This is a genomic window from Candidatus Competibacter denitrificans Run_A_D11, assembly GCF_001051235.1.
In the GTDB taxonomy this organism is placed as follows: domain Bacteria; phylum Pseudomonadota; class Gammaproteobacteria; order Competibacterales; family Competibacteraceae; genus Competibacter_A; species Competibacter_A denitrificans.
In genome coordinates, this window is sequence record NZ_CBTJ020000055.1 from 1 (window position 1) to 20911 (window position 20911).

Sequence of the window (20911 nt, forward strand, 5' to 3'; positions counted from 1 at the left end):
ATTGTTGACCATCCTCAATGCCATCCTCAAGACCAACTCCCCTTGGCAGCCTCCCGCAGAGTGCAGGCCATGAGATGACAACACAGTTGCTCTCCCTCAAAAGGAGAGGGGCGTTTCATCACAACCGGTAGTGCAGCGGGTTACGGTTTAGTCCAGACACCGTTGCCGGTGGGGTGGTCATTCCGCCACTCGTCGTAGCGCTCGCCGTTGAGAAAGGTCATGACACTTCGACCCTTTGGCTGGCCATTCTGGATTTCACCCTCGTAGCGTCCATTAGAATAGGTCAACACACCCTAAAAAAGTACAGGTGATTCATTGTAAATGCAGTTTGATAGAAGGTTTGCAACATACAGCCTCCAAGGTTTTCAGGACGGTTCAATCTGGTATTTTTTACCTCAGAACCCTATCATGACCAGTATCATGACTATAGTTTTACAGAGGGCCGAATGATGAAGACCGTCTCCAAAGGGGTGCTCAAAGCAAAAATGCTGGCGTACTTTCGGGAAATCGAAACTACTGGAGAAGCGTTGATTATCACCAGCAACGGGCAACCGGTGCTGAAAGTGATTCCCTATCAACCGGAAGCAACGGTAGAGGCCGTGTTTGCCGATGTGCGCGGTCGCCTTCAAGAACATGGGGATTTACTGGAACCGACTCTGGCGGAATGGGGCGAGAGCTGATGATCGTGCTGGACACGCATGTCCTGGTGTGGTGGACGCTTGATCCTGTCCGCCTCTCAGCAACGGCCAGGCATCTCTGCGACCAGATTCCGACGACCGGCGCGAAAGTCAGCACCATCTCCCTGTGGGAAATCGGCATCAAAATTCAGCGCGGCCATCTGGACCTTGGCTTGAGTCTGGAAGCATATGTACAGCGGCTGCGGGCACTCAAGGGTTTGGAATTGGTTGCCGTCGATGTTGAACATTGGTTGACCAACCTGAATCTTTCCTGGGCGCACCGTGATCCGGCAGATCGCACTATCGTAGCCACTGCCCAGCGCCACGACTTACCGCTCATCAGCAAAGATGACGCGATCCAAGCCTTTTATTCCAAAACGGTCTGGTAGTCACAGGGCCTTTGTCCCGGAATTTCAGAAGCATCAAAAACACGAGTTGACCTCATGAAAATCGCCATCTTCAGCAGCAAATCCTACGACCGTCAGTCGCTGGAACGTTACAACATGCCGTTCGGCCACGAACTGACCTTTCTCGAACCGCGCCTGTCGCCGGAAACGGTGGCGCTGGGGCGCGGCTTTCCCGGTGTCTGTATCTTCGTCAACGACAACTGCAACGCCGAGGTGGTCGCCGACCTAGCCAAACACGGCACCAAAATCATCGCCACCCGCAGCGCCGGGTACAACCAAATCCACTTGGCGACGGCGAAACAGCATGGCGTCATGGTAGCCCGCGTCCCGGCCTATTCGCCCAACGCCGTCTCGGAATTTACCTTGGCCCTGATCCTGACCCTGGGGCGCAAAACCCACAAAGCCTACAACCGCACCCGCGAATTCAATTTCGAGATCGCGGGCTTGGAAGGCTTCGAGTTGCGCGATAAAACGGTCGGCGTCTTCGGCACCGGCAAGATCGGCCAAATGGTGATCAAGAACCTCAGCGGCTTCGGCTGTCGGCTTCTGGCCTATGACAAGTATCCCAACGAGGCGGTGAAACAGTGGGCGACTTATGTGGACGGCCCGACCTTCGCCCGCGAATCCGACATCATCACCCTGCACTGCCCGCTGACCCCGGAAACCCAACACATCCTCAATCAGGAAACCATGCCGTATTTGAAGGACGGCGTATTCATCGTCAACACCAGCCGGGGCGCGCTACTCGATACCAACACCGTAATCAAGTTCCTGAAAAACGGTAAGATTGGAATGCTCGCCATTGACGTGTACGAGGAAGAAGCCGATTACTTCTACCGCGATCTTTCCGATAAAGTGCCGACCAACGACGAACTGGCCCGCCTGCTGACCTTTCCCAACGTGCTGGTGACATCGCACATGGCCTTTCTGACGGATCATGCGCTGCGCAACATCGCTGAAACCACGCTGGGGAATTTCGCCGAGTTCGAAAAAACGGGGCAGTGTGCGAACGCGGTGAGCGAGTAGCTAAAATCTGGCGTAGATCACACAGAAACGCACGATTAGCAGACCGTCCACAGCGGCCATCGTGCAGACGCCGCACCGATAGTTTTTCCAGGGGAGCAGAGGCAACGTATGAAAATTTTGGGTATTGATGTCGGCGGTTCGGGGATCAAGGGTTCCGTGATCGAAACAGAGACCGGGGAACTCACCGGGGAACGGGTACGCATCGCCGCGCCCCGCCCCGCTACACCCGAAACCGTCGGCGTCACGATCCGAGCGCTGGCCGAACAACATCATTGGACGGGTCCTATCGGTATCGGCTTTCCCGCTGCTATCCAGCACGGCGTCGCCCGCACGGCAGCCAATATTGATGCGTCCTTTATCGGCCTGCCGGTCGGCGAGTATTTTTCAAAACAAACCGGCTGCCCGGCTTATGTCGCCAACGATGCCGATGTTGCGGGCCTGGCCGAAATCCGATTCGGTGCCGGCCGGGGAGTCGCTGGCGTCGTGCTCATCGTCACGATTGGCACGGGTCTTGGGACAGCGCTGTTTAGCGATGGCCACCTACTACCGAATACCGAATTGGGTCATATCCTGCTCGACAATGGCCAGGAAGCCGAACGCTATGCTTCCGAAGCCGTGCGCGACGCTCAGAATCTCAAGTGGACAGACTGGGGAAACCGTCTTAATCGCTATCTGCTCGCCATGGAGAAGCTGTTCTGGCCTGACTTGATCATACTAGGCGGCGGGGCCAGCAAAAAGCTATCAAAGTTCGCGGAGAAGATCAGCGTGCAAGCGCCCGTGGCCCCCGCGCAATTTCTCAATCAGGCTGGCATGATCGGGGCAGCGCTATTCGCCGAGGAACGACTGCGTGCCAGCATCGCCTAAATGTCATCTTGAGGGCATAGCATTCTTGTGACTGAATATGGAAAAGCTTATCACCCGTATACGGTGCTATTCCCGCCCTCTTCTTCCTGGCGCGTGCCTGATATAAATTAGCTAACGATAGTTTAGATAAAATAAATTGGATTCAACCCATAGCCACCATCTATGATTGGGTCATCAACTTCATCAAGCCACCATTCATCTGCAACAGGAGACTACGTATGTCCTTGATCAACACTCAGATCAAACCTTTCAAGGCTCAGGCTTACCAGAACGGCAAGTTCATCGAAGTCACCGACCAGTCACTCAAAGGCAAGTGGTCAGTGGTTGTGTTCTATCCGGCCGACTTCACCTTCATCTGCCCGACCGAGCTGGAAGATTTGGCCGACAAGTACGAAGAGTTCAAGAAGCTGGGCGTCGAGGTTTATTCTGTTTCCACCGATACCCATTTCTCGCACAAAGCTTGGGCCGATACCTCGCCGGCGATCAAGAAGGTTAATTACGTGATGATCGGTGATCCCACCGGCACCATGACCCGCAACTTCGACGTGATGATCGAGGAAGAAGGACTGGCCCTGCGTGGGACCTTCGTCATCAACCCGGAAGGCCAGATCAAGGTTTGCGAAATCCATGATCTGGGGATCGGCCGCGATGCGTCCGAACTGCTGCGTAAGGTCAAAGCCGCGCAATACGTCGCTAGCCATCCGGGCGAAGTCTGCCCGGCCAAGTGGAAGGAAGGCGAAAAAACCCTCAAGCCCTCGCTGGATCTGGTCGGTAAGATCTAAGCAACGGACTCCGGCATCACGGCGCACGCGCAGCGTGCGCCTCAACCGGACGGTGCCAGGGCGACGACGCCCTCCCGTTCGGTTTTTTTTGAGCTGTTTTTTTGATAAGGAACCCTTCCGATGTTAGATGACGATCTCAAAACCCAATTAGCCGCTTATCTGGAGCGCGTTACTCGGCCGTTCGAACTGGTGGCTTCGCTTGACGGCAGTGAAAAATCCGAGGAACTGCGCACCCTGCTCGCACAAATCGCGGCCATGAGCGACAAGATTACGCTCAGAACCGATGGGGCCGACGCACGTAAACCGTCCTTTAGCATCAACCACAGCGACAGTGATATGAAGCTGCACTTCGCTGCGATTCCGCTGGGCCACGAATTCACCTCATTGGTACTGGCCTTACTGTGGACTGGCGGCCATCCGCCCAAGGTTGAGCCAGAGGTGATCGAACAGATCAAGAGCTTGGACGCTGATCTCGATTTCGAGGTCTATATCTCCCTCTCCTGCCATAACTGCCCCGATGTGGTGCAGGCGCTGACCCTGATGGCGGTGAATAACCCACGGGTGAAAGCGACCGTCATCGACGGTGGCCTGTATCAGAACGAAATCGAAGACCGCCAGATCATGGGCGTGCCGACCGTGTTCCTGAATGGCGAGTATTTCGGTTCCGGCCGGATGAACGTCGAGGAGATCATTGCCAAAGTCGATAGCGGCGCAGCAAAGCGTGACGCCGCGAAACTCAACGCCAAGGCTCCCTATGAGGTCTTGATCGTCGGTGGTGGTCCGGCAGGTGCAGCGGCGGCGGTCTATGCAGCACGCAAAGGCATTCGTACCGGTGTGGTGGCGGAACGCTTCGGCGGCCAGGTACTTGATACCCTAGCCATTGAGAACTACCCCGGCATGCCCGAAACCGATGGCCCGAAATACGCCGCCGGTCTGGAACAGCATGTGCGGGCCTACGACGTTGAAATCATGAATCTGCAACGAGTTGAGCAACTGATTCCCGCCGCTCAACCCGGCGGCCTGATCGAAGTCAAGCTGGCCAACGGAGCCTCGCTGAAAAGCCGTACCGTGATCCTGACCACCGGCGCACGCTGGCGCAACGTCAATGTTCCCGGTGAACAGGAGTATAAGACCAAGGGTGTGGCGTATTGCCCGCACTGCGACGGCCCGCTGTTCAAGGGCAAGGATGTGGCGGTGATCGGCGGCGGCAATTCCGGCATTGAGGCAGCCATCGATCTGGCTGGCGTCGTCAAGCACGTCACCGTGCTGGAGTTTATGCCCGAACTGAAAGCCGATGCCGTACTGGTGAAAAAGCTCTACAGCATGTCCAACGTGACCGTACATACCAACGCCCAGACCACCGAAATCACCGGCGCGGGCGGTAAGGTAAACGGTATCGTTTTCAAGCAGCGGGAACGTGGTGACACTCAGCAGGTGCCCCTGGAAGGCGTCTTCGTTCAGATCGGTTTGATCCCTAATACCGAATGGCTTAAGGGGACCATGGAATTAAGCAAGTTCGGGGAAATCGTGGTCGATGCACGCGGCACCACCAACGTGCCGGGCGTGTTTGCGGCGGGCGATTGCACCACGGTGCCGTTCAAGCAGATCGTCATTGCCGCAGGTGATGGGGCAAAAGCGGCCCTCAGCGCCTTCGATTACCTGATTCGCACCCCAGCGGCGAGCTGAGTGCCAGCTAGCGGAGTGGAGGATTCAAGCGCTCAGAACTTCACGCAGTTTATCCAGCCGGATCGGCTTGATCAGCGTGATCACCGAACGCAGACCCTTGAACTCCGCCAGCAGGCGCGCGTCCTTGGCGTAATCGGGATTGTAGCCGGTCATGATGATCAGGTTGGCATCGTACTGTTGTTCCATCAGCCACAGCACCAGCTCGTTGCCGTCCATCTCTGGCATCACCATATCCATCGCAATGGTGGTTGGCCGCATTTCATGGTAGGCCGCTTGGAAAGCACGACCGTCAGTCGTCACCTGCACCTCGTAGCCAAGGCCGGTGGCAACTTTGCGGACAAATTCACCAATTTCAGGCTCATCGTCAATGACCAGCAGACGTTTCTCGCTCATCAGTTCTCGCTTGGGCTTCATCCGGCCGAAGAGCCGATATCATGGAGTTTCAGAATAACATGGTACAAGCTGGTATCGTCGGTGTCGGCAAGGATGGCAAAGCCTAACGCCTGGTTCAATTGGAGCATCGGCTTGTTTTCCTTGAGCACTTCCCCATAAATCTCCCCGATTCCCCTTGTACGGGCATAGTCAATCATCCGGCGCATCAGTCGGTTGCCGAGTCCAAAACCGATCAGCGCCCGATCCACCAAGATGGAATACTCGGCGCGATCATTATTCGGGTCGGCGCTCAAATTGACGATGGCATAAATTTCGGCTTTACCGGGCAAACCTGGGCCGGCGGCCACCAACGCGATTTCCCGGTCATAGTCGATCTGGGTGAGACCGGCGGCCATTTCGTGGGAAAGTTCGCGGATCGGCTGAAAAAACCGGCGGCGCAAGTCTTCGGGGGAAGCCCGCGAGACCAGCGCATGGAGCGCTGGCTCGTCCTCCGGCAAAACCGGCCGCAGCCACATCTCCCGACCGTTCGCCAGGCTGAGAGCCTCCTCCAGTTCCTTGGGATAGGGGCGGATCGCCAAGCGCTGCGCCGGGCCTGAAGTGCTGGTGACAGGCGTCAGTTGTACCCTGGCATCAAGCGCCACCACGCCTTGCGCATTGACCCACAGCGGGTTGATGTGCAATTCGGTCAACTCGTCCAAATCGACCACCATCTGCGAAATCTTGACCAGGGTCAGCGCCAGCGCGTTGAGATCGGCCCGGCGCAGGAGACTGTAACGTAGCCGCTTGTAAATACGAGTCTGCCCCATAATCTCGCGGGCCAGATGCAGGTTGATCGGTGGCAAACCGCAGGTGAAATCGTCGATAGTATCCGCCTCAGTGCCACCTTGCCCGAAATAGATCACCGGTCCAAAACCCCCACCGGGGCGGACGCCCAAGGCTATCTCGTAGGCGCCATCTCGTGGCACCATCGGTTGCAGCACAAAGCCATCAAACCGCGCCGCCGGCGCTACCGTGCGCAAGCGCATCAGCATTGCAGTGGCCGTTTGTTGCACCACTTCTGGGCTGATCAAATAGCGCGCGACTCCACCAATCTGCGACTTGTTGACGACATCGGGTGAGATGATTTTCAGAGCCACCGCCTGATCCAGGCGAGCAGCGATCTCGGCCGCTTCATTCGGTGAGCGCGCGGTCAGGGTCTCGACCACCGGAATGCCGTAGGCGCCCAACAGTTGCATTGCTTCGTATTCGTTGAGCTGGTGGCGACCACCGGCCAGCGCTTTGGCGATAATGGTTTTCGCCAGCGCAACATCCGCAGTAAATTCTTCCGGCAACGAGGGCGGTGTCTCCATCAACAACGCCTGGTTGCGCTTGTACTGGACGATGCGCATGAAGGCTCGTACCGCATCGCCGGCCATTTCATAGGTCGGTATTTTTCGCCCCAACCGCTGCCGAGCTTCGGCACCCGTGAGCGAACCGGGGAAGCTGGCGATAACACAGCGGTGGCTGGTCAGTCGCTGGAGCAGAGCCTCGGCGACTGCTGTGGTATCACCGAATGTGCTGGGGGTTTTAATGACCAGCACACCATCGACGCCGGGGTCGGCAAATAGCAAATCCAGAGCTTTCCCATAAGTCTTTTCATCGGCCTGATCGCCAAGATCCAGTGGATTGGGCGAGGTGTTCGGTTCAATGAGGCTTTCCAGGCCACGTTGGGTCGCTTCGGAAAACTGTGCCAAGCGCCCGCCGAAATCATAGAGAATATCGGTGGCCAGCAAGCTCATGCTCGCGCTATTGCCGATGATTGCTAGCCGGTCGCTATTCACCAATCTGGCGGCCTTGAGCACCTCGACCATCCGCAAGAGTTCATCGCTATCATCCACGCGCAACAGCCCGGCGCGGCGGAACGCAGCCGCGTAAACCGTATCGTCGGGAGTATCGGGAAAGCGGCGCGGCTTGAGCACGATCACTGGTTTAACGCGCGCCGCCCGCCGGGCCGCCGACATGAATTTCCGGGCATCACCAATGTGTTCTAGATAAAGCAGGATAGCCCGCACCCGGTAATCACCCGCCAGATAATCGAGGATATCGGCTAAATCGACATCCAGGCCGTCGCCCAAATGAATCAGATGGCTAAAACCAAAGCCATAGTGGTTGCCGATATCGACAGCGGTCTGTCCAATAGTGCCGGATTCGGTAACGAACGCGATTTGACCAGGCAACAGCCGCTGGTGATTGAGGCTGGCGTTGAGGTTGGCCAGCGGCACGTTATAGCCCTGAGAATTAGGCCCCAGTACCCGCAACAGGTAGGGTTTGGCGGCATCCAGCACGGCTTGGCACAAGGCTGCGCGTTCTTTTTCCGCAAGATCACGCGCATCGCTGTAAATAACTGCCGCACGCGCCCCACGCTTACCCAGTTGCTCAATCAACGGCGGAATCTTTGGCAAGGGTCGGGTGATGATGGCCAGGGCCGGTGGAACCGGCAAGTCGGCAATATCGCGATAAGCCAACGCACCTTCCAAGGCCCAACGCTTGGGGTCAACTGGCATGATCGGCCCTTTGAAACCCCCGCGCATCAGATTGCGGGCGATGATGATCTCGGCATCACCACCGTCGCCGATCAGCGCAATGGCATTCGGCTTAAAAAGATAATCCAGGTTGCGAATGGTCATGAACAGCGACTGGTTCCGTTCGAGCTAGGCAGGCCGACGAATTAAGATAAGACGAGGCTGTTGGAAAGATACTATAACAGCCCTTCCAACAGAGCGGGAATTTCCCACGCGCGGCGACCATAACGCCGATCCAGGCCCCTAGCGACGATACCGATGATCATTTTTAGCGAGCGGAGCTAGGGGGTATTCGCTTTTGCAAGACATCAGCGACAATTCGATCCGCAGAGGTCAGATCCCCAGCACGAACCAGCATTTGGGCCAGGTACAACAGGGTGGCATCGCGCATGGCCTGATCTTTAATGGCCATCGCCGCGCTCAACACCGCAGTAAACTCGCTCCGGGCGGTGTCGGCATCCCCATTGACCGCAAGATTGTGGGCCAGCGCGCTCTGTGCTTGCAACCGATGCTGGAGCATCGCCGGCGGCGGTACTTGGAGCTTGATACCTGCAAGCTGCTGCAACAGGTTTTTGGCGGCAGCGGTGGCACCGGCTTCCGCCAAGTGTTGTGCCACGGTGCTGAGCGCAACCAAGTGGCTGGGCTGGCTGGACAAATCGGCGACGATATTTTTGACCTGAGCGAAGACCTCCCCGGCTTGATCGGTGCGCCCGGTCGCGGCCAGATCCCGCCCTAAGGCGCTCAACGTCACAGCCCGCGTAGCCGGATCAGTGATCGTGCGGGCGTTTTCTCCGGCGCGTTTGAAGTAGTCGCCCGCGTTGGTAGCATTGCTCGTGTTTAAGGAGCGCGCAAGACTGGCGTAGGCCAGGGAACGCTCACTGGCAGACCCGATGATATTGGTTATCCTGGCGGCTTGCAGCCACTGATCTTGGGCAACAGTCATTGCTTTTTCTTTGTATCGCTCCATGGCGATTGTTCCCATCGCAACGACTCGGGCATGATTGATGGAATCCAACTGTTCGGCCGAAAAACGACTCGGTTGCTCCTCAAGTAGCTCAGCAACACGGCCAAGAGTTGCCAACCCGGTCGTTGTATCGCCGATTTCTGTTTGGTAACGGGCCCATTCCACCATCAAGCGGGCGTTGTCGGGTGTGACCGGTATCGGTGTTGCAGTCACAGTCGCCGCCGGGGTAATGGTTTTCGGACCTATTGAGGCAGTGCTCGGCGATTGTGGTTCGCTGGGCGCAAGCTTGTCAGGTTCGATCAACAAGCTGGAGTTAGTCGCGCTATCCATTCTGCTAGCGGAATGACCTGCATCCGGCGAGCTTTCCACCGTAGAAACGGCACCCATTTGAGGAGTACTGAGCGCGCCGGCGGTACTTGTCTCCGGTTGAGTGCGCGTACCAACACGCGCCGCGCTTTTGCTGCCGAACCCCGTATCGTTACTTGGGGAAACAGCGATGGTACTGGACGGTGCTGAAACTGGACTAGGCTCGCTTCGGCCTGAGGGCGTGGGGACCGGGAGAGGTGCGGTTGGCTTAGCTGCACCTGCCGCAGGCTCACCGGCCACGTTGGTGGCCGGACTTGCCGATACTGAACGGGTATCGGTTCTTTGCTTTTCTTGGGGTGCGACAGGCTCCATTTTGAGCACGGCATCACTGATAGAGCTGGCTGAGATTTCAAACAGGGGTTTGACGGCTGTTTTGGGCCGGATCGATTCATCGATTCCCCAGTGTTGCCACGCCAGGAAACCCATACCTATCGCTACCAGGGCAGATCCCAATGTTCTGAACTTGAGAGCCGCTTTAAGTTTGACCCATGGACTGATGCCTATATTTTTTTCAGCCCGACGCAGCACTCGCGTGAGCAGTTCCATCTCGGCTTTCTGTTGCTGCTTGCTGATCCTACCCTTGAGCGCTTCCGTTCTAACCCTATTTTTTGAGGTCAACAATCCTTGCAGGCGCTCGCGCTCAAAAGCCTCTTTTTTCTCCGTATAGGCCTGGTAACTATGACCGACGACGCCACAACGCTCACAAATGTCCGTACCATCGGTAGCCACGGCTTGCCTGTGCCCACAGGCGGGACATTGATAATGCGTAGTATCTTTCTCAAGCGGCGCCAAGGTAAGCCTCATCGGCTCCAGACGGCATTTCAAACCGCTATCGGTGAGCATTCGTAGCAAGTTTTGCCCGGTATTCAGCGGGAGATTCTCAGCAAGCACGACATACTCATCGGTCAGAATGCGCTGAATCAGCGCGTCTATTTCCCTAGATCCGCCTTGAAAAAAATTGGCAAGTTTGCGCCGGACTGCCTGTGAATCCTGCTGGGGCTGGATACCAAGCGCTGTTAACTTAAATGTCGGGTCCATAGATTTGGGTTGCCTGTTAAGCCCCTAATAAATAGGCTATGACGCACGAGCGGGCATCAAGGTTGCGTAGCGCCGATCTGGCGGAGGGTACGTGTTCGGTTGCGCAATGTCGGTTAATTTACCGCAATCATTTTATTGCCCCGCACCCTTAAAAGCAGTATCCCGGCATATTTTCTCAATGCTGATTCTTTCCGCAATGTGGGATATTCTCGCAAAATCTTGGTCTTACCATAGATTATCATAAGGACTGCCGCCGCGCCGTCGCTTTGCCGAGCGGCGGTGAGCGCTTTTAGCAGGCTGATCGCCATCGTCTTACACGCCTTTTTTCATTTTCACCAAAGCTTAGGTATTGAGCGGCATGAAAAGCCATATTTCTTTGATTCTTCTATCGACTCTGCAATGCAACGCAGATTGCGAATACTGCTTTGAAGATAAAACGAGTGATCGGCTGACGCTAGATCGGCTTGGCGAGATGATACGCAAGGTTTTGGACTATATGGTGGAGAAATCTCTAGGATCGCTGGAGATTTACTGGCAGGGAGGCGAGGCGATGCTGCTACCGCCCAGTTGGTATGAACAGGCTAATGATCTGATCCGCCGTGAGGCCGAGGCGCGTGGCAAGACCGTCGTACACAGCCTGCAAAGCAACATGCTGGCTTATAGCTCTCGCTGGAACAAGGTGATCGCCGACATGTTCGGCAACAGCGTGGGCACCTCATTGGACTATCCCAACCTGCACCGTAAGTTGCTCGGACATGAGCCGGATACGTATAACCAAATTTGGGCACGGCGGGTGAGCGAAGCGAGGGCGGCCGGTATTGAGATCCAGGTTATCGCTGTTCCTAACCGGGCGACGCTGGAACTCGGTGCGGAACGGTTTTACAGCCATTTCGTCGATGAGTTAGGTATTACCGATTTTCAGGTCAACACCCCCTTCCCCGGCGGCACAGGGAGCACTGCCAAAAAAGCATTGCCTGTCGATGAAGTGGCAGCGCTGGGTCGATTTTATACCGAGCTGGCCGATGTCTGGCTAGCGCGCGGCCGTGATTGCGGCGTGCGAGTCGGGCCGCTGGATGCCCTGCTGCAACACTTCGGCCACCAACCAGCCACCCTTCCCTGCATTTGGAGTGATAACTGTGCCAACTCCCTGATCTCCATTGATGCGCGGGGTTATGTGGCGCAATGTGATTGCTGGGTCACCAGCTACCCCGATTATCATTACGGCAATATTTTTGAATGTGACAGCCTTGCTAAGCTGTTACAGACCAGCCCAGTGCGCAAGCAGTTCAACGAACGCCCAATTCAACTGATCCAGCGTGAGTGCCTAAGCTGCGACTACCTATCCCTTTGCCATGGGGGTTGTCCCGTGCGCACCTACACCGTCCACGGCAGCCTCTTCGAAAAAGATCCCTACTGCGCCCTATACCAGCAAATGTTCGGGCATATGGAACAAGCTGCCCGCAAATTGGCGCGGCAAGCGTCAGCCACGCCCAGTTTGGCCGCCTGATCAATCTACACCGGTGCGGAATATGCCACATGGCATATTCCGCACCATCCCAAAATATGCCATGTGGAATATTTCAATAGGCCCGAACTGCTTATTCACCTCTAAATTGGGGTTTGCGTTTCCCCAAAAACGCATTTAACCCTTCCTGATAGTCCTGGCTATCGTACACGGTACGCCGAAACCCCTGGATTCGCTCGAACAGTTCGGGGGTAATTGAGCGAGCGCTGGAGAGCAAGCGCAGCGCTTCCTTCATCACCGAAATGCTCAACGGCTCATTCGCGACGATTTGGCCGGCCAGATGATAGACGAATATCTCGATTTCTTCGGCTGGCTTGATGTAGTTGACAACACCCAGATTCAGGGCTTGGGCCGCTGGGATCGGTTGCACGGTGAACAGCATTTCCTTGGCGACCGGTAATGGGATCATGTTCATCACCGTGAGCAAGCCGCCCAGATTGTACGGGACGCCGAGCTTGGCCGGCGTAATGGCGAAAGTCGCTTCCGGTGTAGCGACTAAAATATCGCAAGCCATAGCGACCTCGCAGCCGCCGCCCCAGACTCCACCTTCGATCAAACCAAGAACCGGGACTGGGTACTCCTGAATCGCCCGAGTCAGCACCCGCAACGAATCCGCCCAACCCAAAGGGCGCGGCCACGGTTTGGCAACTCGCTAACATCGTGACCAGCGGACCAGACTTTGGTGCCGGTCGGCGCGCGCAGCACCACTGCACGGATATTCTGCTCTTTAAAAGCGTCCAAGGTAATCGTCACTTCTTCAATGAGCGCTTCACTCAAAGCATTGCGCTTAGTCGCATGATTCATGATGATGGTGCCGATGCGGTTCTCGGTTTCGGTAATGATTAGGGACACATCGCTCTCCTAGACAGTGGGCGCTGTGAGTGCGCCTTTCTTAAATGGGCGATATTCCACATGGAATATTGTAGGCTTGACCCGAATTTTCGGCTGTCGTTAACGGTCAACGCTGACTTACCGTTTTCGACAATCGCTGGTTATTCACTCAGTTACATTGTGCAGACTAGAGGTAGTTCATCATGCTCAAACCCAAGGAATCCTGGCGTTATACCCCATGGCTAGCTGCTCTGCTCATTGGGTTCGCCGGCACAGCCTCGGCGGCGGAAACCGCTCTGGATCGTTATGTGGCCAAGCCAGATGCCAACTATAGCTTCAGGGAGTACCTGACCAAGCACGAGATCGGCTATAGCGCTTATTTTCTTGATATGACCTCACAGCAATGGCGCTCAGCGGCCGAAGTTGATAAACCGATCTGGAAGCATGAGGTCGTTGTCGTCATCCCTCAATTGGCCTTGGATAGCACCGATACCGCAATTTTGCTGATCGACGGCGGCGATAACGAAGGGGCAGCCCTCAGCAGCGTAAGCCAGATAGCCGGTGCGGCGGCTGTTGCCACCGGCGCCATCTTGGCGGTGGTGCGCCAGATCCCCAATCAGCCGCTTTACTTCACTGATGATCCGACCAATGGACGCCAGGAGGATGCCATTCTTGGCTACAGCCTTGATAAAGCCCTCGACACGGGTGACCTGGAATGGGCAGTCCATTTGGCGATGACCAAGGCGGCTGTTCGCGCCATGGATACCGTGCAAGCCTTCGCCGCCGGTAAAGGCAAAACGGTTAAAAATTTCCTGGTCCTGGGTGGATCTAAGCGTGGTTGGACAACATGGCTAACTGCCGCCGTAGATAAGCGGGTGAAAGCCATCATACCCGCCTCCATCGATATGTTGAATTTGGGTCGCCAGTTTATCCATCACTGGGAAGCTTACGGATTCTTCGCACCGGCCTTAAAGGATTATGTGGAATTTGATTTGCCCTGTCGCCTACAGACCCCACAAGGTCAAGAACTGTTGCGGGTCGTTGACCCCTACGCCTACCGCGACCGTTACACAATGCCGAAATTAATCCTTAATGCCACCGGCGACCAGTTCTTTGTTACCGACTCGTCTCGCTTCTATTACGGCGATTTGCCCGGCCCCAAGTGGCTACGCTATACCCCAAACACCGATCACAAACAAAGCGACGATACCATCGTCAACGCTTTATCGTGGATCGACAACATTCTCGGTAACAAGACCAGTCCGCAAATCACCTGGACTGTGGAAGGCAGCGATACACTGCGGGTTTCGCCGACCAACCAGCCAAAACAGGTGCGTCTGTGGCAAGCCACCAATGCCAAAGCGCGCGATTTTCGGCTTGAGTCTCTCGGCCCGATGTGGACTAGCCAAGAGCTAACCGCAAGCGCCGACGGCACCTATACCGGCAAAGTGCAAGCGCCGACGAGCGGCTGGAAAGCGTTTTTTATTGAAGTCACCTTTCCGAGCACTGGCGTGCTTAAACCGGATCAAGTCTATTCGACCGACGTGCATATTACTCCAGACGTTTTGCCGTATGCCGGACAGGCTTGTGGCGGAAATCGCAAATCGAATCTGGAAAGCCCACAGCAAAGTTCCTTTGAAAGCGGGATCGGCTTGATCCGTGGCTGGATTTGCGATGCGAAAACCGTGGAAGTGCAAATCGATAACGGCACGCGCGAACAAGTCGCTTACGGCACGACGCGCCAAGACACGGCGGCCATTTGCGGTGATACCAATAACGGGTTCGGTTACACCGTGAATTGGAATCGCATCGGCAACGGTAGCCATACCTTACGGGCGTTCGCAGACGGAACGGAATTTGCCAGCACCACCTTTAATGTGACGACGCTCGGTGAGGAGTATTTGCGAGGCGTCCAAGGCCAATATCCATTGCCCAACTTCCCCAAGGCGGGGAAAAACGTCACGGTACGCTGGTCGGAACCCCACCAGAATTTTGTGATCGTGGGTGGCAGCACCCAGCCCATTGGCGGCACACCGGTGAATTCGACGTTGCCCGCTCATCTGGAAAGTCCCCAGCAAGGCTCTTTTGAAAGTGGGATCGGCTTGATCCGTGGCTGGATTTGCAATGCGAAAACCGTGGAAGTGCAAATCGATAACGGTGCCCGCGAGCAAGTCGCTTACGGCACCACACGGCTCGACACAGCGCCGGTGTGTGGTGACGCCAACAACGGGTTCGGCTACACCGTCAACTGGAACCGCATCGGCAATGGCAGTCACGTTTTGCGGGCGTTTGCGGACGGAACGGAATTCGCCAACGTCGGGTTTACAGTGACGACTTTGGGCGAAGAGTACTTGCAAGGCGCCAGCGGTGAGTTTCCTCTATCGAACTTCCCGCAAGCCGGTAAGACCGCCACCCTGCGCTGGTCAGAAGCCCATCAGAACTTCGTGATCATTAAAGCTCAGTAACTGGCTATTGGTCTCTGACCGAAACCCTCTCTCGCTCGCGGGAGAGGGTTTTTTTATGGGTAGAGTATTCCCCCAATACCGAAAATCAGCCGACCAGATTCTTGGCGGCAAATTCCCAATTCAGCAAATTATCGAGCACAGCCGCCACGTAATCAGCCCGCCGATTCTGGTAATCGAGATAATAGGCGTGCTCCCATACATCGACGGTCAGTAGCGGTTTTTGCTCGTGAGCGATGGGCGTATCGGCGTTGCCGGTCTTCGTCACCGCCAACTTGTCACCGTCTTTAATCAGCCAGGCCCAACCGCTGCCGAATTGGCCGGTCGCTGCTTTGGTGAATTCCGCTTTGAACTTGTCGTAATCGCCGAAGGATTTGTCGATCCATTCGGCTAATGCACCGGTCGGTTTACCGCCACCTTTGGGTTTCAGGCTGTTCCAGTAAAAGGTGTGATTCCACACTTGCGCGGCGTTGTTGAAAATCGCGGCCTGGTCGGCTTTGCCAGCGGTTGCCTTGATGATCGCTTCCAGTGATTGATCGGCCATCGGACTGCCGGCGACCAATTCATTGAGCTTGGTGGCGTAGCCCTGATGATGCTTGCCGTAATGGAAACCGATGGTGTTGGCCGAAATCACCGGACTCAAGGCGTCGTTGGCGTAGGGCAGGGGCGGCAGGGTAAAGGGGCCTGCGGCGGCGGCGCGCGCCACGCGGGGCAGCACTAAATCACCCAGCGTCAGTACGGCGGAACCCGCCAGCACGGTGGTCAGAAAACGGCGGCGGTTTAAAGCGTAATCGGACAGAGTAGGGGACATCGAATCGACTCCTTGTGGGGGCGCTGCGCGCAAAAGCACCCAGCGCATTGGATCAACCTGGCTTGAAGTGTAGACGATGCGCCGTGGCGGATCAGCCGCCGCTACGGCTGGCACGTTTTAGAGTCTGCCAGATCAAAAGAATTTTTCGGGTTAGGGCCGTACCGCGTGGATGATTCGACACAAGCGGGCGGCAGCGGCTTCAATCAGGGTTTGTCCCTCGCGCATCGCCTGTTCCAGTGTCATCGGCCTATCGCAGATACTCAGCAGCGCGTCGATGCCGTGGCTTAACAGCGTGTCGGTGCCCTCGCCCAGCGCACCGGAGAGGCAGAACACCGGTACGTTGAATTGCTTGGCGACTTTGGCGACACCGACCGGTGCTTTGCCGAATGCGGTCTGAAAATCGGTGCGGCCCTCGCCGGTGAGAACAAAGAACGCCGCTTGAACCACCTCAGCGAAATGCACGGCGTCCAGCACAATCTCGACGCCAGGCCGGAGCTGAGCCGGGGTGAAAAATAGCATGGCCGCGCCCAGGCCACCCGCCGCACCCGCGCCCGGTTGATCCGCCGCCTGCCGCCCGGTCGCTGCCGTCGCCAAAGCGGCAAAGTGGGCGAGGGCGGCATCCAGTTCGGCGACCATTGCCGGGGTTGCGCCCTTTTGCGGCCCGAACACCGCAGAAGCACCACACGGCCCACACAGCGGATTGTCCACGTCGCAAGCGACTGTTATCTCGGTTTCCCACAAGCGTGGATCGAGACCATCCAGATGAATCTGCCTGAGGCGAGCCAGCGCCGCACCGCCGTAAGGCAATTCCGCGCCATCCTCGCCGGTGAAGCGAACACCGAGCGCTTGGGCCATCCCAGCGCCGCCGTCGTTGGTGGCGCTGCCACCGATGCCGAGGATGATCTTGCGCAAACCAGCATCCAGCGCCGCTTTCAACAACTGGCCGGTGCCAAAGGTCGTTGTCAGGCGAGGATTGCGTTGGTCGGGGGACAGCAGAGGCAGGCCGGAAGCAGCGGCCATTTCGATCACGGCGGTCTGACCATCGCCGAGAATGCCCCATTGCGCGGTGACCGGATGGCCCAGCGGATCAATAACCTGAGTATGGCGGAATTGGCCGTTGGTGGCGGTGACCAGTGCTTCGACCGTGCCCTCGCCACCGTCGGAAATGGGTACTTTACACACCTCGGCGGTTGGGAATACCTGCCGAATACCGCGTTCCATCGCCTGGGCAACTGCGACAGCGGAAACACTGCCTTTGTAGGAATCGGGAGCGGCGACGATACGCAAGTTTCCGTCCTCCATAGCGATATCTGAGTGAGCAACCCACGCCGAAAAAAAGCATGGCTACTTAAGGCTATGCAGGATATCGTCGTCTTGCAAGATGATTCAAATACCGGCCATGTTGATGTACTTGATCACCAGATAATCTTCAATGCCGTAGTGCGAACCCTCGCGGCCAATACCTGATTGCTTAACACCGCCGAAGGGTGCCACCTCGTTGGAGATGAGTCCGGTATTAACGCCAACCATGCCGTATTCCAGTCGTTCGGCTATCCGCCAAACCCGACCAAGATCACGCGCGTAGAAATAACTGGCAAGGCCGAATTCGGTGTCATTGGCCATCGCCACCACCTCGTCCTCCGTCTCGAAGCGGAACAGCGGGGCCAACGGGCCGAAGGTCTCCTCACGCGCGACCAGCATGTCGCGGCTCGCCCCGGCCAGTACGGTCGGCTCAAAGAACGAATGGCCCAGCGCGTGCCGTGTGCCGCCGGTCAGCACCGTAGCACCCTTCGCCTTGGCGTCGGCGATATGCTCCTCGACCTTGCGTACTGCCTTCTCGTCGATCAACGGGCCGATCCGCACACCAGCAGCGCTACCGTCGCCCACTTGCAGCGTTTTCACCGCCGCAACCAGTTTTTCAGCAAAACTATCGTAGACCTTTGCCTGCACGTACAACCGATTGGCACAGACACAGGTCTGACCGGCATTGCGATATTTAGAAGCTAATGCGCCTTCGACCGCCGCATCCAGATCGGCGTCATCAAAGACAATAAAGGGCGCATTGCCGCCCAATTCCATAGAGACCTTCTTGATGGTGGCGGCCGTTTGCGCCATTAACACCCGGCCAACTTCGGTGGAACCGGTGAAGGTAACCTTACGCACGAGGGGATTCGTGCATAGTTCGGTGCCAATCTCACCGGCCGTGCCAGTAACCACCGACAGTACGCCCGCTGGAATTCCCGCCCGTTCGGCCAGCACCGCCAGCGCCAGCGCGGATAGCGGCGTTTGTGAGGCAGGCTTGACGATCATGGGGCAACCGGCTGCCAACGCCGGCCCGGCCTTACGGGCAATCATCGCCGCCGGAAAATTCCACGGGGTGATCGCGGCGCACACTCCGATGGGTTCTTTGATTACGACGATGCGTTGGTTGGCGACCGGCGCAGGAATGGTATCGCCATAGACCCGCTTGCCTTCTTCGCTAAACCATTCAATGAAGGAAGCGGCGTAAGCGATTTCGCCGCGTGACTCGGCCAGCGGCTTGCCCTGTTCGGCGGTCATGATCAGGGCTAAGTCTTCCTGATTGGCCATGATCAGTTCAAACCATTGGCGCAGTAACCCGGCGCGTTCCTTGGCGGTCTTGGCTCGCCAGCCCGGCCAGGCGCGGTGGGCAGCTTCGATGGCTTGGCGTGTTTCCACGTTGCCGAATCGGGGTACGGTTCCAACAAGCTGGCCGTTGGCGGGGTTAGTCACGTCGATCTGGGCCGTGCCGTCGCGCCATTGGCCGTCAATGAAGCACTGGTGCCGTAAGAGTGAGGGGTCGTTAAGCTTCAGCATCGTCGGAGACTCCAAGTCGAAAAAGAGATACGGATCGATTTAGCCGAAACTCTCAAATCATCTGCCGCGACACGTCAGATAAGATATTGCGGCGCCTGTGATACAGCGCCTCTTTTGGTGTATCAATGCGGGGGATGGCGGCAAAAATTTTTACAGAGCCATCCGCAGCCGTTGCTTTGGCCGCCACATCCCGCTTATCCGTCAGACCATTCGCCAGTCAGGCCACCAGCCAGTCGATATCGAACAGGTCTTCGCCGGTGAAGCCAAGCGTAGCGGCACTTTCCCCGGCCTTGAACTGAAGCGACAGGATACCCACATTGCTCAGGTTCGAGCAATGTGGGCACCCGTCGCTTCCTGCCGGTATCGCCCATACTCAATGTTTAGAACTGGTTGGGATCAATAGTCGGATTCGCCCAGCCATTATTCCACTGGGTATAGAATTCCTGTACCTTTTGGTCCCACTGATCGACCGTGCGTGAAGCCAGGTAGGGTATGGGCCGAACCGGATCGGAAGATGCCCAGACGATTGAAAATTGACCATCATCACGTACTTGCCCAATACGAACTGTCTTCCACGTATGGTTATTATGCGGATCGACCATCACTTGACCTTGCGGGGCATTGAATATCTGTTGCTTCACCGCTTGACGGATCGCGCCCACATCGGGGCTACCGGCTTTCTCAACCGCCTGCGCCCACAGATAAACCCCGGTGTAAGCCGCTTCGATGGGATCGTTTACAACTTGGTCCTGACCATATCTAGCCTTAAAGCGCCGCACGAAATCCTCGTTGGCAACGCTATCAATACTCTGGAAATAACTCCAGGTCGCGTAATGGCCGGCAAGCAGTTTTGAACCCATGGCGTTGATTTCAGATTCGCCGATACTGAACGACATGACCGGTGCGCGTACGTTTTTCATCTTTAAGTCATTGAAGAAGGGCACGTTGCTAGCACCATTGAGGGTATTGAGGATCACATCAGGCTTTTTGGCAAGGATGTCGGCTATCACAGCGTCCGTATCACCGCTACCGAGTAGCAAGAAGTTTTCGCCCACCACCTCACCACCGAGCGCCTGGATTTGGGTTTTGAAGATCTCGTGGGCCATGCGGGGGAAAATATAATCAGACCCGATCAGGTAGAAACGTTTCCCCAAATTATCGAAGCTCCACTGCACGGCAGGTGTCAGTTGCTGGTTGGGTGTGCTTCCGGTGTAGACGATGTTAGGCGAGGCTTCGAAGCCTTCGTATTGCACCGGATAAAACAATAGATGCTGGTGCTTCTCAAAGATCGGCTTGACCGTTTTACGACTGGCAGAGGTCCAGCAGCCAAACACGGTGGCAACTTTCTCGTCAGAGATCAACCGCTCAGCCTCCCGCCCGAAGGTTGGCCAATCAGAAGCGCCGTCTGCCACAACTGGCTGAACTTGACGGCCGAGGACGCCACCCCGTTGATTGATTTCCTCAATCGCCATCAACGTGGCATTGGCGACGGCCTTTTCACTAAAACCCATGGTGCCGGTCAGCGAATGGAGTACGCCGATTTTGATCGGGGATTGGTTTTTGGCGACTGCATCGCGGGTTAGCGGAGCTTGCAGAGCATAGAAGGCACCCAGGGCCATGGCGAGACCGGCGGCAGCATAAACCATTGATTTGCGAATTTTCATTTTATAATCTCCCGTTCAG

General features: G+C 56.5%; 19 protein-coding genes. 8 read left to right on the plus strand and 11 right to left on the minus strand.

Features of this window, described 5'->3' with window-relative positions; all coding sequences use genetic code 11:
* The first annotated feature begins 446 nt into the window (after positions 1-446).
* From BN873_RS11710 to ahpF, 6 genes are all read left to right on the plus strand, one after another.
* On the plus strand, positions 447-680 hold the full coding sequence (locus tag BN873_RS11710) for a type II toxin-antitoxin system Phd/YefM family antitoxin (RefSeq protein ID WP_048673878.1): 234 nt from the start codon (positions 447-449) through the stop codon (positions 678-680).
* The gene (locus BN873_RS11715) at positions 665-1066 is read left to right on the plus strand and encodes a type II toxin-antitoxin system VapC family toxin (protein WP_242434423.1); all 402 of its coding nucleotides are present in this window, start codon (positions 665-667) and stop codon (positions 1064-1066) included. The genes BN873_RS11710 and BN873_RS11715 overlap by 16 nt, the downstream gene beginning before the upstream one ends.
* Positions 1067-1120: 54 nt before the next feature.
* The gene (locus BN873_RS11720) at positions 1121-2110 is read left to right on the plus strand and encodes a 2-hydroxyacid dehydrogenase (RefSeq protein ID WP_048673881.1); all 990 of its coding nucleotides are present in this window, start codon (positions 1121-1123) and stop codon (positions 2108-2110) included.
* Positions 2111-2218: 108 nt separating this feature from the next.
* On the plus strand, positions 2219-2974 hold the full coding sequence (ppgK, locus tag BN873_RS11725; RefSeq protein ID WP_048673882.1) for a polyphosphate--glucose phosphotransferase: 756 nt from the start codon (positions 2219-2221) through the stop codon (positions 2972-2974).
* Positions 2975-3192: 218 nt separating this feature from the next.
* Entirely contained in the window at positions 3193-3756 is a 564-nt protein-coding gene (ahpC, locus tag BN873_RS11730; protein WP_048673884.1) for an alkyl hydroperoxide reductase subunit C, read from the plus strand.
* Positions 3757-3876: 120 nt separating this feature from the next.
* Positions 3877-5442, plus strand: coding sequence for an alkyl hydroperoxide reductase subunit F (gene ahpF, locus BN873_RS11735; RefSeq protein WP_048673886.1), 1566 nt, complete (start codon positions 3877-3879; stop codon positions 5440-5442).
* A gap of 24 nt (positions 5443-5466) precedes the next feature.
* On the opposite strand, the gene BN873_RS11740 is transcribed toward ahpF, so the two are convergent.
* From BN873_RS11740 to BN873_RS11755, 4 genes are all read right to left on the minus strand, one after another.
* Entirely contained in the window at positions 5467-5835 is a 369-nt protein-coding gene (locus BN873_RS11740) for a response regulator (protein ID WP_171820462.1), read from the minus strand.
* A gap of 17 nt (positions 5836-5852) precedes the next feature.
* Positions 5853-8501, minus strand: a complete 2649-nt coding sequence (locus tag BN873_RS11745) for a bifunctional acetate--CoA ligase family protein/GNAT family N-acetyltransferase (RefSeq protein ID WP_048673888.1) — start codon at positions 8499-8501, stop codon at positions 5853-5855.
* A gap of 163 nt (positions 8502-8664) precedes the next feature.
* Entirely contained in the window at positions 8665-10764 is a 2100-nt protein-coding gene (locus tag BN873_RS11750) for a tetratricopeptide repeat protein (RefSeq protein WP_048673889.1), read from the minus strand.
* A gap of 113 nt (positions 10765-10877) precedes the next feature.
* Positions 10878-11072, minus strand: a complete 195-nt coding sequence (locus BN873_RS11755) for a hypothetical protein (RefSeq protein WP_048673890.1) — start codon at positions 11070-11072, stop codon at positions 10878-10880.
* A gap of 50 nt (positions 11073-11122) precedes the next feature.
* Here BN873_RS11755 and BN873_RS11760 point away from each other — a divergent pair, with 50 nt between their 5' ends.
* Entirely contained in the window at positions 11123-12271 is a 1149-nt protein-coding gene (locus BN873_RS11760) for a radical SAM protein (RefSeq protein ID WP_048673891.1), read from the plus strand.
* Positions 12272-12362: 91 nt separating this feature from the next.
* Here the strand turns inward: BN873_RS11760 and BN873_RS11765 are convergent, their stop codons facing one another.
* Entirely contained in the window at positions 12363-12890 is a 528-nt protein-coding gene (locus tag BN873_RS11765; protein WP_320411710.1) for an enoyl-CoA hydratase-related protein, read from the minus strand.
* Entirely contained in the window at positions 12884-13141 is a 258-nt protein-coding gene (locus BN873_RS21255) for an enoyl-CoA hydratase-related protein (RefSeq protein WP_320411709.1), read from the minus strand. Before BN873_RS21255 ends, BN873_RS11765 begins: the two co-directional genes overlap by 7 nt.
* A gap of 182 nt (positions 13142-13323) precedes the next feature.
* On the opposite strand from BN873_RS21255, the gene BN873_RS11770 reads away from it, so the two are divergent.
* Positions 13324-15585 carry a PhoPQ-activated pathogenicity-related family protein gene (locus BN873_RS11770; protein WP_048673892.1) on the plus strand — a complete coding sequence of 754 codons (2262 nt, stop codon included), beginning with the start codon at positions 13324-13326 and terminating at the stop codon, positions 15583-15585.
* An 85-nt stretch (positions 15586-15670) separates the two neighbouring features.
* Here the strand turns inward: BN873_RS11770 and BN873_RS11775 are convergent, their stop codons facing one another.
* The 5 genes from BN873_RS11775 to urtA all read right to left on the minus strand — a co-directional run bounded on the left by BN873_RS11775 (position 15671) and on the right by urtA (position 20892).
* Positions 15671-16393, minus strand: a complete 723-nt coding sequence (locus BN873_RS11775) for a superoxide dismutase (protein ID WP_082161239.1) — start codon at positions 16391-16393, stop codon at positions 15671-15673.
* 150 nt (positions 16394-16543) lie between these two features.
* Positions 16544-17680 carry a glycerate kinase gene (locus BN873_RS11780; RefSeq protein WP_048674056.1) on the minus strand — a complete coding sequence of 379 codons (1137 nt, stop codon included), beginning with the start codon at positions 17678-17680 and terminating at the stop codon, positions 16544-16546.
* Between the two features lie 99 nt (positions 17681-17779).
* A complete protein-coding gene (gene gabD / locus BN873_RS11785; RefSeq protein ID WP_048673893.1) occupies positions 17780-19228 on the minus strand; it encodes an NADP-dependent succinate-semialdehyde dehydrogenase in 1449 nt (482 codons plus the stop codon).
* 52 nt (positions 19229-19280) lie between these two features.
* Positions 19281-19415, minus strand: coding sequence for a hypothetical protein (locus BN873_RS21180; protein ID WP_277921596.1), 135 nt, complete (start codon positions 19413-19415; stop codon positions 19281-19283).
* Between the two features lie 193 nt (positions 19416-19608).
* Positions 19609-20892 carry an urea ABC transporter substrate-binding protein gene (gene urtA, locus BN873_RS11790; RefSeq protein ID WP_053085330.1) on the minus strand — a complete coding sequence of 428 codons (1284 nt, stop codon included), beginning with the start codon at positions 20890-20892 and terminating at the stop codon, positions 19609-19611.
* Between the last annotated feature and the right edge of the window lie 19 nt (positions 20893-20911).